Genomic DNA, 14,333 nt, shown 5'->3' on the forward strand with positions numbered 1-14,333 from the left:
TCCCATTCTTGGTGACAGCGCGGTATTCATCGGTTGGCCTGGTCACGCGGCGGCGGGCGATGAACGCGCGGTGTGCTTCGATCGCGTCGGTGGGGTAGATCGCTAATGGTGGAGTCGGGTATGGGAACTGCCCGAATGCCTGCGGCCCGGAGTGCATGTGGCACTCCGGGACCGGGCGTTCAGCCGCTTGCGCGAGGGCCAGTCAGACCTGTTCGAAGTGGAATGCCTTGATGAAGCAGTCGCGGGGCTGGGCGACGGCGAAGAGGATGCAGTCCACGAGCGACTGACCGGTGAGGGGATCTTTGGACTCGCGCGGGGTGGTCTTCCACTCCTCGGAGAGCGGGTCGGCGTTGTCGAAGTCGGGCGGGTAGAGCGATATCACCCGGACGCCTTGGGGCCGCAGGCGCTTGGAGAGGATCTCGGTAAATCCGGCCTGGGCGCTCTTGGCTGCGTAGAAGGCGTCGTGCGCATCCGAGCGATGATGGCCGGCGGTTCCGCAGGCGGAGACCATCGTCACTACATCCGGCTTGTCCGAGTTGAGAAGGAGAGGGAGGAAGCGCTTCACGGTCAGGACAGTGCCGGTGGCGCCGGACGAGATGGTGTCGATGATGTCGGCGTCGGAGGCTGACTGGAGGTCTGGGCCATCGAGGTAGCGGGAGCCATTGTTGATCAGGATGTCGACGCGGTCGGTGTGGCGGGCAACGCTGGACGCGAAGTCGCTGATTGAGGCGGGGTCTGTCAGATCGCAGGCAAAGGCGTGGACCCTCTGATGCCCTCGGTCGTGAATCTCGTCACGGACACGTTCGGCGGCAGCGAGACTGCGGGCGGAGAGGAAGACCTCGGCGCCGAGGTCCGCGAGCCGGATCGCCAGACTTCGCCCGAAGTCGCGGCCAGCAGCGGTAATGACGACACGGTAGTTGTCGAGTTTCATGGCTTTGCTCCTTATTTGTGGGTCGGTTGATGCGTTGTGTTGCGGCGACTGACGTCAGCTGCGTAGGCGGCCCAGTCTCCGCCGGATGCCTTCTGCCATTGGACGGCGACTTGGATGTGGACGCCGAGCATCCTGGCGAGGATGGCGGCGGGCAGTTCGGCGGCGAGGGTGAACAGGGCTGTGGAGCGGTCCTGTTGGGGTCGAATGCCGATCTTGTGCAGCCGCAGACCGACCTGACTGTCGCTGAGTGGGCGCCCTGGTTGTCCTCCGGGGAAGAGCCAAGGGGCGTCGTCCGGAGTGCCGATCTTGGCCTTGCCGCGTCGGGTCGCTACGAGCTCGCGGACCAAGGCACCAAGCGGCATCGTGAGGGTGACGGGCGAGGTGCCGAAGGTAATCGCGACCGTCTCGCCGGTGGTGTCGACGTCCTCGACAGTGAGTTGGCTGATGGTGGAGATCTTCTGCGCGTAGAGGATCAGCAGCAGTCCAGCGACTCGGTCCGTGGTGGGCAGCGTGTCGTCGTTGAGAAGGCGTCGTGCGTCGTCCCAGCGTTTCTCGCTGTCGATGGTGCCCTGTGGGCCGGTCCAGCGGACGGCGCCGCAGGTGAGGCCGTGGGCATGACGATGCTGTACGGACCAGCGGACGAAGTGGCCGGTCTCGTCGCGGTAGCGGAAGGCGGGATCGGTAATCCAGCGTTCCAGATCGGCTTGTGTGCAGGCGCCCAGGGCGAGACCTTCGCCGGCGAGCCAGGCGAGGAAGTTGTCGGCGGCGTTGATGTGGCAGCGCACGTTCATGTCCTGCAGTTGAGTGGTGTGCTGTTGGCCGACTCGGCGGCGGAGCCGGCGCAGGTGGTGCCAGACCGCGTAACCGTGCAGGATCCGGCAAGTTCGGCGAGGTCTGTGCGAGCCTGGACGGTTGTGGTGATCCATTTCTCCAAAGCGACGAGCCGTTCGTCGCGCGGCGGCAGGGATCCCGTGGCGACGAGGACGCTGCGAAGGTGAGCCAGCACCTTGCCCGGCGGGAGCTCATCGAGGAGGTCGTGGGTGACGGGACGCTCGTCGCGTCCTATGCGTTCCAGCAGGTCCCGGGCCTTTGCTCGAGAGATCCAGGCCAGAGCGACATCCGGGCGAGGTCTACGGCGGCAATCCAAAGCTCCGGGCCGCCCTGGAGGAACGCGGCCTGGGCTATGTGCTCGCGGTGGCCTGCTCGGCCGAAGTGACCACCGGTGCAGGCACGCGTCCCAGGAGGCCCGGCACAGCAGGTGCTGCATGCCGTGCGGGGCCGATTCCCCGGCCCACTCCGCGATCGTCCAGCAGTTCTTGCGCGGCAGGTCGGACAGCAGGCCCAGCACCAACCGCCCAGCCCGCAGGCGGGGTTCGCGCCGGGCGAACCGGCCAGCGATCCGGCCCATGGCCACCTCGAACGCCTCCCGCCACCGGACGGGATCTATGCTGTGACCTGCGGCCACCGTCTCGTCGTTAGTCCACACAACTCGCGATGATCAACGGTGGCCGCACCCGTGCCTGCACCGGCCCCCATGTGACCGAGCGCGACATTTGTCACCGACACGGACGGGTGACCTGTCACCTGCCGCGGGTTTGCGTGCTGTCTGTCACAAGCGATGACGCGGACAAGATGGGGCAGGCAGTGCCGCGGCTCACTTCGGAAGCGTGGAGACCTCGCCGACGGCGGCGAGCAGTTCGAAGGGGAGCTCTCGATCGACTTGGCCGATGGTGAGCCCGAGCCAGCGACCAGTAGACGGCACCTGCCACATCTGCATGCTCCCAGCAAGGTTGCACAGGGAGCCCAGAGGTTCGGGCGCCTCCTCGATGTCTGGGTAGTCCGGGTTGTCGAGCCCGAGATAGGGCCACAGATCGACCACGGTCGGACTGCCCCAACGCCCAGCCAGCACCGTGACCAGTGCGGTGAGGTCTGCCTCCAACTCCTCTTCGGCCGCCGTGATCGTCTCTGGATCAGGAGCGTCCCAGAAGTCCCGGCTCTCCCGGAGAACGGCGATGTGATACCCGGGCCCGCCCCATCCGTGTTGCGTCTTCGACTGGCCTTCCTGTTCGGGGAACGGCAGAGCAATCAAGGCATCGATGACCGACAGTTGCTCCTCAGCAGAGCTTGCGGACCGGGGCTGGATCGGCATGGCCGAAGTGTAGGGCTGGTGACAGATGTCGTGCCCAGTCACGCCCCACCAGCAAGATCACGATCTACAGCTGGAGTACTAGACTATGTCCAGATCCCTCCCGGGACTGGCCCGCAAACGCTCAGGCCGACGCGGCCCTGCTATCGGCCGGTTACAGTTCGTGATCAGCGGGATTGTCAAACCATGGCCGCGCAACGGCGGCGGAAGCGAGAATTCCGGGAATATTTTCGCGCGCGCCGGATTGCTTTGATCATTCACGCTTGACGGCGACGCACCCGTTCCGGCACTCACGACAAGGAGAGGACCGGCACGGGAGCCCGCGGCGAGCGTCTCCGACAACCCCGGCCGTCGTCGACCGACGAGCTACCGCCCAACCGCGATGCCTTCGGGATACTTGCCGTGTCGAATCCGTCCAGACTGAATCCGGCCAAGACCGCCACGATTCCCGAGACCGCCGCAAGCCCAATCGCCGGCACCGGTAGTCGCGCTGAAAACTCCACCGAATGGCCGCACCGACACTCACCGGGCGCCAGCGCTCGCTTCGGTCCACCCGCCGCGCCACGAACCGCCGCCGCCAACTCAAGACCGGCCGCCACACCACCCCTTCGGCGATTGAAGCCACCACACACGCGCCCATTCGGGGGATTTCACCTGATTCGCCGACCCTGCTCACCGCGCTTACCTTTTTACCAATATGCAGGAATCTAGTGAGGGTAGGACGTAGTGGAACTAGCAATCGCCCACGAGACCATCGCGCGGTGGCAGTTCGGCATGACGACCGTCTATCACTTCCTCTTCGTCCCGCTCAGCATCGGCCTGGGGATCATCGTTGCCGGCCTGGAGACCGCCTGGGTGCGGACAGGCAAGGTGAAGTACTTCCACGCCACCAAGTTCTGGGGCAAGCTCCTGCTGATCAACATCGCGATGGGCGTCGTCACGGGCATCATGCAGGAATTCCAGTTCGGCATGAACTGGTCCGACTACTCGCGCTTCGTCGGTGACGTCTTCGGCGCCCCGCTGGCGATGGAGGCGCTGATCGCCTTCTTCTTCGAGTCCACGTTCATCGGACTGTGGATCTTCGGCTGGCACCGGCTTCCGAAGAAGCTGCATCTCGCGTGCATCTACATGGTCACCATCGGCAGCATTCTCTCCGCGTACTTCATCCTGGCGGCCAACTCCTTCATGCAGCACCCGGTCGGCTACCGGATCGACCCCTCCACACGCAAGGCCCAGCTCACGGACATCTGGGCGGTGCTGTTCCAGGACACCACCCTGGTGGTGGTCTTCCACACCCTGACGGCGGCCTTCCTCACCGGCGCCGCCTTCGTGATGGGCATCGCCGCCTACCACTTGTGGCGGGCCAAGCGCGGCAAGGACACCAACCGGCAGAGGATCAGCGCCATGCGCAGTTCGCTGCGATGCGCCCTGGTCATCGCGGTGGTCGCCGGAATCCTCACCGCGCTCTCCGGAGACCGTCTGTCCAAGGTCATGTTCGAGCAGCAGCCGATGAAGATGGCAGCGGCCGAGGCCCTCTGGGAGACCCAGGCGCCCGCTCCCTTCTCGATCTTCTCGGTCGGTGACGTCGGCACGGGCCGCAACCTGATCGCGCTGGAGGTCCCAGCGGCACTGTCCTTCCTCGCGAAGAGCGACTTCTCCTCCCCCGTCCCCGGAATCAACACCCGGGCAGAGGAGCAGGTTCGCCAGTTCGGTGGCACACGGGAGGAGTACATCCCGGACATCTTCATGACGTACTGGGGCTTCCGCCTCATGATTTTCTTCGGCATGACCAGCTTCGGCATCGGCCTCCTCGGCCTCTGGCTCACCCGGAAGAAGTTCTGGCTGGATCCCTCGTACCGCACAGGGGACGACGAGCCACCGACTCTGATGCTGACGAACAAGATCGCGATGAACACCTTCTTCACCAAGTGGAGCTGGCGTATCGCCGCCCTCACCCTGGCCTTCCCCCTGGTCGCCAACAGCTTCGGCTGGATCTTCACCGAGATGGGCCGTCAGCCCTGGGTGGTCTTCCACCTGCAGACGACCACGGACGCCGTCTCCCCCAACGTCAGCATGGCCGAGCAGATCACCTCGCTGGTCGCGTTCAGCGTGCTCTACGCGATTCTCGCGGTGGTCGAGGTAGGGCTCCTGATCAAGTACGCCAAGCCGGGCCCGGACGTCGACGAGCAGCCGCCGGCCAAGGACCCCACCCTGCGCCCCTCCGCGGAGGACGCCGACAAGCCCCTCGCCTTCGCCTACTGAGGACGGATCGCCATGCATCTCTACGATCTCTGGTTCACCCTGATCGCCGTCCTCTGGGTCGGCTACTTCTTCCTCGAGGGCTTCGACTTCGGCATCGGCGTCCTTACCCAGCTGATGGCCCGCAACCACACCGAACGACGGGTCCTCATCAACACGATCGCCCCGGTGTGGGACGGCAACGAGGTCTGGGTGATCTCAGCCGCGGGTGCGACCTTCGCGGCCTTCCCGGACTGGTACGCCACCATGTTCAGCGGCTTCTACATTCCGCTGCTGATCATCCTGATCTGCCTGATCGCCCGGGGCGTGTCCTTCGAGTACCGGGGCAAGCGGTCGGGCGATCGCTGGCAGCGCAACTGGGAGCAGGTCACCTTCTGGACGTCCGTGATCACCCCGTTCATGTGGGGCCTGATCTTCGCCAACATCGTCCGCGGCCTCGCGATCAACGCGGACAAGTCGTACGTGGGCGCGATCGGGGATCTGTTCAACGGGTACGCGATCCTCGGTGGCTTCGTGACGCTGGCGCTGTTCACCTGCCATGGCGCGATCTTCGCGGCGCTGAAGACGGACGGTGAGATCCGTGAACGCGCCCGCAAGCTGGCGCCCGTGCTGGGTCTGGTGTCGCTCTTGCTGATGCTGGCCTTCCTGCTCTGGACGCAGGTGAACTCCGGCAACGGCCAGAGCCTGGGCGTGATGATCGTCTCGTTCGTCGCGCTGCTCGTGGCGATGTTCTTCAACCAACTGGGCCGTGAGGGCTGGGCGTTCGTCTTCTCGGGCCTGACCATTGTGGCGAGCTTCGCGATGCTGTTCCTCACCCTGTTCCCCGAGGTCATGCCGTCGACGCTCAACCCCGACTGGTCGCTGACGGTCAGCAACTCCTCGTCCGCGCCCTACACCCTGACGGTGATGACCATCGTCACGGCCGTGTTCGTCCCGCTTGTCCTGCTCTACCAGGGCTGGACGTACTGGGTCTTCCGCAAGCGCATCGCCGTTCACCACATCCCGGCGGGTCACTGAAACAACGAGGCTCCCTGGCTGAAAGAGGAGCCGGGGAGCCTCGTCCATGTCTGCCCGAGCCCGGTGGCTCAGCAGGCCGCCCCTCTTCATCAGGTAGCAGCGGTGATGGTGACCTTGAGGTGCTTCATGAGCGGCTGGTCGCTCTGGATGCTGTAGTCGGAGATCCCGATCAGCACGTTCATCTCCGGCATGTAGCCCATCGCGCAACCGCGCGGGATGTCGTACGGGATGGCAAGGAAGCCGTTGAGGGAGCGCTGGGAGCCGTCCTTCGCAGTCGCGGTGATGTCGACGGGGTCGAACTCGGAGACACCGCGCTCGCGCATGTCGTCCTCATTCATGAAGACGAGCTCGCGCAGGTTCTTGATACCCCGATAGCGGTCGTGGTCCGAATAGATCGTGGTGTTCCATTGATCGTGGGAGCGCATGGTGCCCAACGCCAGGGTCCCCGGGGCAGGCACAACCCTGGGGAGCGGCGCACGGGAGAACTCCGCGCGTCCGGACGGGGTGAGGAAGACCAGTTCGCGCGCCGGCTGCTTGATGCGGAAGCCCAGCGGCAGGCGGACACGGCGGTTGAAGTCCTCGAATCCGTCAAGGGCTTGGGACATGGTGTCGCGGATGCGGTCGTAGTCCTCGATGTACCACTCCCACGGAGTGGGACTGGCCGGCAGGGCAGCGCGCGCCATGCCGGCGATGATGGCGGGCTCGGACAGCAGGTGCCGTGACGCCGGTCGCTTCATGCCGATGGACAGATGGACCATGCTCATCGAGTCCTCGACGGACGTGCTCTGGATGCCGTTGCGCTGGTGGTCCTTCTCGGTGCGGCCGAGGCAGGGCAGGATGAGGGCTTGGCGACCGTGGACCAGATGGCTGCGGTTCAGCTTGGTGCTGACCTGGACCGTGAGGTCGCACTTGCGCAACGCCTCGTAGGTGTACGGGCTGTCGGGCGCGGCGAGGGCGAAGTTGCCGCCCATGCCCACGAACACCTTCACATCGCCGCGGTGCATCGCCTGGATGGAGCCGACCGTGTCCAGACCGTGGTCACGGGGCGGTTCGATCTTGCAGACCTCGCCGAGCCGGTCACGCGTACCAGAACCTTGGTCACGCTCTTCGCCGCGCCCCAGCCGGCGGCGGGGTGATGGTAGGGGTGGAAGCTGGGCTCACCCTGGGGGATGGGCCCCACTCGGGGCTCCACCTGTGAAAGGTCCTGCCCGTCGTTGACATTGGAGGCGTTCAAAACTCTCACCCTTCCGCCGTCGAGGCGTGCGCCGAAAAATGACGCTTTCAGCCAGGCTATGCCGGTTGATCAGTCCTCGCTACGCGGCTCGCAGCCCACGCGGTCCCGTGCGTCCGCCCGTACGAGACCGCCTGTTCACGCCGTACGAGAAGGCGACCGGGCTCATGGTCACCGGCGCCGCCGGTGACGGTGTCCGCTTCCGTCCGGCTTCAATCCGTCTCGGTTTCCTGCGACTTCGCTGCGAGTGTCTGCTCGCGGCGTCCTACGACAGCGAGCGCGGCCGCTGTGCTCACTCCGAATGCGAGGAGGATCATGGCCGGGCGGTCGAGACGGTAACGAGTGAGATGATCGAACGAATAGCAGCCCGCGCCGGACAGGCCCAGGCTCGCGGCGACGAAGCCGAGGTAGGCCGGGTACTCGTAGCCGCCGGCAGCGGCGAAGAAGCCGTGCGGACGGTGGACCGCAACCGCACCGGACATGGCACCGGCCGCGGCCGCGCCCGCCGCTGGGGTGGCGATGCCGAGCGCGAGCAGGAGGCCGCCGCCTGCCTCGCCGAGGCCTGCGGCGACAGCGCTCGGCTTGCCGGGGCGGAAGCCCATGGCCTCCATCGCCTGCCCAGTGCCCTCGATGCCTTCTCCGCCGAACCAGCCGAAGAGCTTCTGCGCACCGTGCGCGAAGAGCACGCCGCCGGTGCCGAGGCGCACAGCCAGCAGTCCGAGATCCTTGCGGTGGAGGCAGCCCATGGCGAGGTCCTTCCCTAGACGGAACAGTCCATTCCAGTGTTCGCCCTGGACGCGCCGTCCGCCGCTCGGGTTGAGCCGGGCAGCGCTGTCGCCGTCGGCGCCAGAACGCGGACACCGCGGTGTGGCACGGAGTGCTCACCATGTCCCGATCACGGCGAGGAGAGGGCAACGGCGGCAAGAACACGGCGCGTTGCCACAAGTCGCGGACTACGACCGGGACGCGGCAGGATACGAAGACAGGTCATTCCCAGCTCGTGTGGATCACTCCCGTGATCCAACTGCTTTGCTAGGAAATGCAGTAATTGTCGAATTTGTTCAGCTATTCCGCCTGCACCACAGGAGCGGGAATGACCGGTAGCCCCGAGCCGATCAGCGCCGACGCGCGTCGCGCGTTCGAGTAAGAACTTGCCGATCTGCGCGCGGAGCGCGGACTGGTTGCCAAGACGTTGCAGGACCCCGATGCGGATGCGGTGGGCGATCGCGCCGATCAAGCCGACGAGTTGCAGCGCGCCGATCAACTCGACCGCCTGGACAGCCGCATCAACGAGATCACCGTACGGCTCCGCCAAGCGGACCTGGCCGGTTCTGCCAGCACCGACATGGTCGGCGTGGGCAGCACTGTCACCGTCCGGTTCGACGACGGCACAGTGGACACTCTCCAGATCGGCGAGGTTGCCGAGGCTCTGGATCAAACATTGGTCACCGCTGACAGCCCGCTCGGCCGTGCGCTGCTCGGCCGCCGTGCCGGTGACACCGCCCGCTACGACACACCCGACGGCCAGGCGACCGCGGTTGTGGTGTCGATCGGCGAGCCGCACAGCAGCAAGTGAACCGTCCGGTCACGCCCGTCGCGCGCACACCCTGATAAACGCCTGCACAATCCAGTATTCGGGCCCAGGGATTTTCTCGAGGATGCGGCCGGGGCCATATTCAGAAGGCGCTCAGCTTTCGTAGCGAGTCGGCGGGAAGGGGGGCCGTCCCTTTCGTGAGATTTGAGACTGGATTTCACCCAGCCCAACCTCACGATTGATCTCGGTGTGCACGGCCTCGTACTCCGCCCAAGGGTCCTCCGTCCTGACAGGCAGGCCTGCTTCCCGTCGATCCTCGTCGGTGCGCCTTTCGAGTTCTTCCACATCGGGTCGCAGCGGCAGACCTCGCCCATGACCGAAATCCGGGTTTCCTTCGACTTCTCGGTTGGATTTGTGATGATGCGCCATGGGTCCTCCTAGAACGAACACCCGGGCGTGCTCACGCCCGGGTGTACCTGCCCCTCTGCCCTGACTCTTCGGCAGATGCAGCAGCGCCGCGTCAGGACTTCTTCGCTTCTTCTGCATCGTCAGCCGCCGGCTGCGCGTCGTTCCTCTCCACTGTGCAGTGGAGCGTGTCGTTCTTCACGTCGGCGACGATCGTGTCTCCGGGCTCGGCCTCGCCGCTGAGCAGGAGTGAGGCGATACGGTTGTCCAGCTCTGTCTGGATCGTGCGTCGCAGCGGACGGGCGCCGAACTCCGGCTGGTGACCATGCGCGATGAGAAGCTTCTTGGCGGCTTCCGTGACGTCCAGCTTCATGCCCTGCGCGTGCACCCGGTGCTTGGTCTGGTCCAGCAGATGATCCACGATCTGCGACAGATCCTCCTTGGTGAGGCCGTGGAAGATGATGATGTCGTCGATGCGGTTCAGGAACTCCGGCCGGAACTGGGCCCGTAGCTCGCCCATCAACTCGTCCTTGATCTCGGACACGTCGCCTTCGTGCGCGAGGATGAGGTGTGCGCCGATGTTGGACGTCATGATGATGACGCAGTGACTGAAGCTGACGGTGCGCCCCTGGGCGTCCGTCAGACGTCCGTCGTCGAGGATCTGGAGCAGCGCGTTGAAGACGTCAGGGTGGGCCTTTTCCACCTCGTCGAACAGGACCACGCTGTAGGGCTGGCGGCGTACCTTCTCGGTGAGCTGGCCCGCTTCTTCGTAGCCGACGTATCCGGGAGGCGCGCCGACGAGCCGGGCGACCGTGTGCTTCTCCTGGAACTCGCTCATGTCGAAGCGGATCATGCGATTCTCGTCGCCGAACAGGAGCTCGGCGAGGGTCTTGGCGAGTTCGGTCTTGCCCACACCGGTGGGGCCCAGGAAGAGGAACGAGCCGACGGGCCGGTTCGGGTCGCCCATGCCCGCGCGACTGCGGCGTACCGCTTGGGCGATCGCGGTGACCGCCTCGTCCTGGCCGACGATCCGTTCATGCATCTCCTCTTCGAGCTTGAGGAGTTTTTCCTTCTCGCTCGCGGTGAGTTGAGAGACCGGGATGCCCGTACGCCGGGAGACGACGTCCGCGACGTCGCCCGCCGTGACGGTGACGACGCCCTCGCGACGCTCCTCGATCCCCGCGAGTTCGGCCTCCGCTTCAGCGATCTGGCGCTTCAGCTGCCCTGCCTTGTCGAAGTCCTCGGCCGCGACGGCCTGGTCCAGCTCACGCCGCAGCTTGGCGATGTGGTCTTCGCGGCTGATGACCTCGGTGGAGCGGCCGGCACTGCGCAGGCGCACGCGGGCGCTCGCCTGGTCCATCACGTCGATCGCCTTGTCGGGCAGGAACCGGTCGCTGATGTATCGATCGGACAGTTCCGCCGCGGCCGCGATGGCCGCGTCATCGATGCGGACCTGATGGTGAGCCTCATAGGGGTCGCGCAGCCCCTCCAGGATCAGAACGGTCTCCTCGACCGTCGGTTCCGGCACCATCACCGGCTGGAAGCGACGTTCTAGCGCGGCGTCCTTCTCGACATACCTGCGGTACTCGTCGATGGTCGACGCGCCCACCATGTGGAGCTCCCCGCGCGCGAGCGCCGGCTTGAGGATGTTGCCCGCGTCCATCGCGCCCTCGCCCGTCGCACCCGCGCCGACGACCGTGTGCATTTCGTCGATGAACAGAATGATGTTTCCTTCTGATTCCTGGACGTCCTCGATGACCTTCTTCAGCCGCTCCTCGAACTGCCCCCGGTACTGCGCACCCGCCACCATGCCGGACAGGTCGAGGGCGACCACCCTCTTGCCCTTCAGGGTTTCGGGAACCCCTCCGGCCACGATGCGCTGGGCCAGCCCCTCCACGATCGCGGTCTTCCCGACGCCCGGCTCACCGATGAGCACAGGGTTGTTCTTGGAACGCCGCGAGAGAATTTCGACGGTCTGCTCGATCTCGTCGGCCCGTCCGACCACAGGGTCGAGCTTTCCGGCCTTCGCCTCTTCCGTCAGGTCCCGCCCGTACTCGTCCAGCGTCGTGGCGGGCTTCTTGCGCTCGGCGGGCAGTCCGTCCTGGCGGGCCGCCTGCTCCGCGAGGCCGGCCAGCCTTCCCACATCCTGGCCCTCCGCGCGCAGCATCTGGGCAGCACCTGTGTCGGCTTCACCCAGCAGCGCGCCGAGAATGTGCTCGGGGCCGATGTAGGAGACCCTGGCTGCCTGAGACCGGGCGTACGCGGCGGCGAGTGTGCGCTTGGCCGCCGGCGTGAGGCCGGGTTCCGCGGACGGCTCGCCCGATTCCCGGGGAAGGACTTCGGCGATCTGGGATCCGAGCTCATCGGGATCCACGCCTGCCTGAGCGAGGAGCGTGCGTGCGGGGTCGACCTTCGTAGTCGCCCACAGCAGGTGCTCCGTGTCGAGATCTGACGTTCCGTCCTCGAGCGCCCGTCGCGCGGCCAGGTTGAGAAGCTCGTGCGACGACTCGGTCAGCAGCCGTCCGATCGGCACGCGCTGTACGGCGGGTGGCGATGACGCAGGTGACATGCCAAAGAACCGATTCAACATTTCACTGAACGGATCAGACGAACCAAAGCCGAATGACGACATCGACATGGCATCTCCTGGTGGGAGGGCAGACCCTACGACTCAGAGGCGCCCTATAACTCAAGCGCGATACCCATTGCTCCGCAAGTGGAACAAGACCCGCTGCTCCGCAGGTGGAACCACGTGCGCGGAACAAATGCGCGGTACTGCCGCAAGGAATCTCCACAAGGTCTTTGGCACGGGGTGTCCCGGAACATCCCCCGCTTCCTTGACGGCGTACGCTTGCCATCGGTAATCGACGGCTGGCCATCAGTAATCACGCGAGGAGAAATGTGATGGGTGAACGAGCGGACATCGCCCGGTCGGGAACGGCCAGGACGGCCTGGTGGGCCGGCGGCGATCCAGCGACCGAACTGCAGCACCTGTGGGGCGAGGTCAGCCGTTTGCTTGAGCGGTCGTCGCAGACGACGGCCCCTTCTCGGCACTGGATGCCTTTGGTCGAGGAAGAGGACTCGGGAGACTCGTACCTGGTCCGCGCGGAGCTTCCCGGTATCCCTCGTGAACGCGTGAGCGTGGAGGTCGACGACCGCGAGTTGCATATCCATGGAACAGTCGAAGAATCGATGCAAGGCAACGCGCTGCGGCGTCGGTCGGGCTCGTTTTCCTATGGCATTCGCATTCCGGGTGACGTCAATACCGAAGGGGTCCGGGCCGACCTCCGCGACGGAGTTCTGACCGTCCGCCTGCCGAAGACAGGAACGTCGACACGGCGCACGATCACCGTCGACTCGTAGGGGCACGATCACGGTCGACTCGTAGGGGAACGACAGGATGAACGGCTGAGCGCCCTGTACCCCGACCCGATGTCAACGGGTCTCGCCCGCTGTCACCGCGTCTTGGACGGTGCTTCGCCCGCATCGGAGAGCCCGCTTGGGTCCAGTTGTGTGGCCGATGCCGGCGAGCGTGGGGCCTCGCAGTGATGAAACGCCGTTTCGGCCTCTCTGTCGCGCACCATGGGATAGGGCTGCTCGCGCAGCTCGCGCACCGTCCGGCCGAGGTCCTCGAACATCAGCGACGCCAGGTCTGACGAGAAGCCGTTCTTTCTTGAGTACGTCGCGGCCCGCAACTACGCCCTGGCCGTCGTCTTCCTCACGCCGATCGCGCTGCTGCTGAGCGACCTGTCGGCGCCCGCCCCACCCGGCTGGCTGGTCCTCGACCGGGCGCTGGGCAGCGTCGTAGGGATCGTCGTGGGGCTGCTGTGTGCGCTGCTGATCGTCCACGACCGCGCCGCGACACGAGTGGACCGCGCGCTGGCCGCGTGCACGGAAGCCGCCGACCGGACCGAACAGTCCCTGGCCCCCTCCGCCGGCCCGCCGCCCCCAGCCGTCCAGGTGCATCTGGCCACGGCAGTCGTGGAACTGCGCGAGGCCGACGACACCGCGGCGGGTGAGCTGTGGCTGGCGGGGATCGACCCCACCGAACTCGCCGCCGCCGAGGAGCGCGCCTACCTCCTGCTCGACCGGTTGCACCGCCATGGGCACTAGTCGTTTGCCTCTGCGAAGTGCCCGCCACACCAACCTCCGAGTGCCGGGTCGGCCCGCAACTTCGGTCGCATGAGGTCCAGTTCGCCGGCAAGCTCCCGCCAGGCCACTGGCCGTCGGCCCGGTCGTGGCATTCGGCCGGGTATGGCAGGCTCGTTCGGCAGTTTCGGTTCCTACGGCGTGGTGGGAACACCGGTCGTCTGGCGCGACGGTGAGGTGATTCCCGTTGTGAAGATCGACGGAGGACCCGCCATCACTCCACAGGAGTTCCTGGCCCAGCTCCCGAAGTGAGGTGGTGCGCCGGATAGCGTGGTGAGATGCACCATCAGGTAACCGATGTCGATACCGCGGCGGCGATGGGCAGCGGTGACGTGCCTGTGCTCTCTACTCCCCGGCTGATCGCATGGATTGAGGCGGCGACAGTACGGGCCGCCGCGCCGTTCACCGAGGCGGGCCAGACGACGGTTGGGACTGCGGTCCGTATCAAGCATCTCCGTGCCACGCGCGTGGGTGGCCGGGTTGAGGTTGTCGCCGAGCCCCCCGCCGCCGCGGTGGGCCGGCGGCTCACCTTCCTCGTACGGGCCGTCGACAGCTCCGGAGAGATCGTCGCGACGGGGGAGATCGACCGGGCGATCGTCGACCGCCGGCGGTTCCTCGCCGCCACGCCCGACCCTGGATCGGACCGCTGACCGAAGCGGCC

The 14,333-nt window shown here is 66.0% G+C and carries 13 protein-coding genes and 3 pseudogenes; 7 read left to right on the plus strand and 9 right to left on the minus strand.

Annotated features, from left to right (window positions below; all coding sequences use genetic code 11):
• Positions 1–202 precede the first annotated feature (202 nt).
• The 4 genes and pseudogenes from C4B68_RS02530 to C4B68_RS02545 all read right to left on the minus strand — a co-directional run bounded on the left by C4B68_RS02530 (position 203) and on the right by C4B68_RS02545 (position 3,080).
• Positions 203–931: an SDR family oxidoreductase gene (locus C4B68_RS02530; RefSeq protein ID WP_099506435.1), complete on the minus strand. Its 729-nt coding sequence runs from the start codon at positions 929–931 to the stop codon at positions 203–205.
• 11 nt (positions 932–942) lie between these two features.
• Positions 943–1,722, minus strand: a complete 780-nt coding sequence (locus C4B68_RS02535) for a site-specific integrase (RefSeq protein WP_240634152.1) — start codon at positions 1,720–1,722, stop codon at positions 943–945.
• 440 nt (positions 1,723–2,162) lie between these two features.
• Positions 2,163–2,339 (minus strand): annotated as a pseudogene (locus tag C4B68_RS02540) (IS701 family transposase); the annotation flags it as partial.
• Positions 2,340–2,585: 246 nt separating this feature from the next.
• Positions 2,586–3,080, minus strand: a complete 495-nt coding sequence (locus C4B68_RS02545) for a hypothetical protein (protein WP_167458994.1) — start codon at positions 3,078–3,080, stop codon at positions 2,586–2,588.
• 723 nt (positions 3,081–3,803) lie between these two features.
• On the opposite strand from C4B68_RS02545, the gene C4B68_RS02550 reads away from it, so the two are divergent.
• Positions 3,804–5,339, plus strand: a complete 1,536-nt coding sequence (locus C4B68_RS02550; RefSeq protein ID WP_099506433.1) for a cytochrome ubiquinol oxidase subunit I — start codon at positions 3,804–3,806, stop codon at positions 5,337–5,339.
• A gap of 12 nt (positions 5,340–5,351) precedes the next feature.
• Positions 5,352–6,353: a cytochrome d ubiquinol oxidase subunit II gene (gene cydB / locus C4B68_RS02555; RefSeq protein WP_099506432.1), complete on the plus strand. Its 1,002-nt coding sequence runs from the start codon at positions 5,352–5,354 to the stop codon at positions 6,351–6,353.
• Positions 6,354–6,442: 89 nt separating this feature from the next.
• Here cydB and C4B68_RS02560 read toward each other — a convergent pair.
• Positions 6,443–7,432, minus strand: a pseudogene (locus tag C4B68_RS02560) (molybdopterin dinucleotide binding domain-containing protein); the annotation flags it as partial.
• 364 nt (positions 7,433–7,796) lie between these two features.
• Positions 7,797–8,330, minus strand: a complete 534-nt coding sequence (locus C4B68_RS02565; RefSeq protein WP_099506431.1) for a DoxX family protein — start codon at positions 8,328–8,330, stop codon at positions 7,797–7,799.
• Positions 8,331–8,743: 413 nt separating this feature from the next.
• On the opposite strand from C4B68_RS02565, the gene C4B68_RS02570 reads away from it, so the two are divergent.
• A complete protein-coding gene (locus C4B68_RS02570) occupies positions 8,744–9,160 on the plus strand; it encodes a GreA/GreB family elongation factor (RefSeq protein ID WP_306511584.1) in 417 nt (138 codons plus the stop codon).
• Between the two features lie 111 nt (positions 9,161–9,271).
• Here the strand turns inward: C4B68_RS02570 and C4B68_RS02575 are convergent, their stop codons facing one another.
• Positions 9,272–9,547, minus strand: a complete 276-nt coding sequence (locus tag C4B68_RS02575; protein ID WP_099506430.1) for a hypothetical protein — start codon at positions 9,545–9,547, stop codon at positions 9,272–9,274.
• 91 nt (positions 9,548–9,638) lie between these two features.
• Positions 9,639–12,161: an ATP-dependent Clp protease ATP-binding subunit gene (locus tag C4B68_RS02580; protein WP_099506429.1), complete on the minus strand. Its 2,523-nt coding sequence runs from the start codon at positions 12,159–12,161 to the stop codon at positions 9,639–9,641.
• Positions 12,162–12,427: 266 nt separating this feature from the next.
• On the opposite strand from C4B68_RS02580, the gene C4B68_RS02585 reads away from it, so the two are divergent.
• Positions 12,428–12,886, plus strand: a complete 459-nt coding sequence (locus C4B68_RS02585) for an Hsp20/alpha crystallin family protein (protein ID WP_099506428.1) — start codon at positions 12,428–12,430, stop codon at positions 12,884–12,886.
• Between the two features lie 92 nt (positions 12,887–12,978).
• Here the strand turns inward: C4B68_RS02585 and C4B68_RS02590 are convergent, their stop codons facing one another.
• On the minus strand, positions 12,979–13,161 hold the full coding sequence (locus C4B68_RS02590) for a hypothetical protein (RefSeq protein ID WP_143674543.1): 183 nt from the start codon (positions 13,159–13,161) through the stop codon (positions 12,979–12,981).
• Positions 13,162–13,189: 28 nt separating this feature from the next.
• On the opposite strand from C4B68_RS02590, the pseudogene C4B68_RS02595 reads away from it, so the two are divergent.
• The 3 genes and pseudogenes from C4B68_RS02595 to C4B68_RS02600 all read left to right on the plus strand — a co-directional run.
• A pseudogene (locus C4B68_RS02595) lies at positions 13,190–13,636 on the plus strand (FUSC family protein); the annotation flags it as partial.
• A gap of 141 nt (positions 13,637–13,777) precedes the next feature.
• Positions 13,778–13,924, plus strand: a complete 147-nt coding sequence (locus C4B68_RS41665) for a hypothetical protein (RefSeq protein ID WP_167458995.1) — start codon at positions 13,778–13,780, stop codon at positions 13,922–13,924.
• A gap of 26 nt (positions 13,925–13,950) precedes the next feature.
• The gene (locus C4B68_RS02600; RefSeq protein ID WP_099506426.1) at positions 13,951–14,322 is read left to right on the plus strand and encodes a thioesterase family protein; all 372 of its coding nucleotides are present in this window, start codon (positions 13,951–13,953) and stop codon (positions 14,320–14,322) included.
• Positions 14,323–14,333: the final 11 nt, after the last annotated feature.

The organism is Streptomyces dengpaensis, from assembly GCF_002946835.1.
In the GTDB taxonomy this organism is placed as follows: Bacteria; Actinomycetota; Actinomycetes; order Streptomycetales; family Streptomycetaceae; genus Streptomyces; species Streptomyces dengpaensis.

Bases quoted from the DNA above. Each gene is read 5' to 3' on its own strand.
- C4B68_RS02590 (WP_143674543.1), bottom strand. From the start codon at position 13,161: ATGTTCGAGGACCTCGGCCGGACGGTGCGCGAGCTGCGCGAGCAGCCC.
- C4B68_RS02535 (WP_240634152.1), bottom strand. From the start codon at position 1,722: ATGAACGTGCGCTGCCACATCAACGCCGCCGACAACTTCCTCGCCTGG.
- C4B68_RS02530 (WP_099506435.1), bottom strand. From the start codon at position 931: ATGAAACTCGACAACTACCGTGTCGTCATTACCGCTGCTGGCCGCGAC.
- C4B68_RS02565 (WP_099506431.1), bottom strand. From the start codon at position 8,330: ATGGGCTGCCTCCACCGCAAGGATCTCGGACTGCTGGCTGTGCGCCTC.
- C4B68_RS02580 (WP_099506429.1), bottom strand. From the start codon at position 12,161: ATGTCGATGTCGTCATTCGGCTTTGGTTCGTCTGATCCGTTCAGTGAA.
- C4B68_RS02585 (WP_099506428.1), top strand. From the start codon at position 12,428: ATGGGTGAACGAGCGGACATCGCCCGGTCGGGAACGGCCAGGACGGCC.
- C4B68_RS02575 (WP_099506430.1), bottom strand. From the start codon at position 9,547: ATGGCGCATCATCACAAATCCAACCGAGAAGTCGAAGGAAACCCGGAT.
- C4B68_RS02600 (WP_099506426.1), top strand. From the start codon at position 13,951: ATGCACCATCAGGTAACCGATGTCGATACCGCGGCGGCGATGGGCAGC.
- C4B68_RS02545 (WP_167458994.1), bottom strand. From the start codon at position 3,080: ATGCCGATCCAGCCCCGGTCCGCAAGCTCTGCTGAGGAGCAACTGTCG.
- C4B68_RS41665 (WP_167458995.1), top strand. From the start codon at position 13,778: ATGGCAGGCTCGTTCGGCAGTTTCGGTTCCTACGGCGTGGTGGGAACA.
- cydB (WP_099506432.1), top strand. From the start codon at position 5,352: ATGCATCTCTACGATCTCTGGTTCACCCTGATCGCCGTCCTCTGGGTC.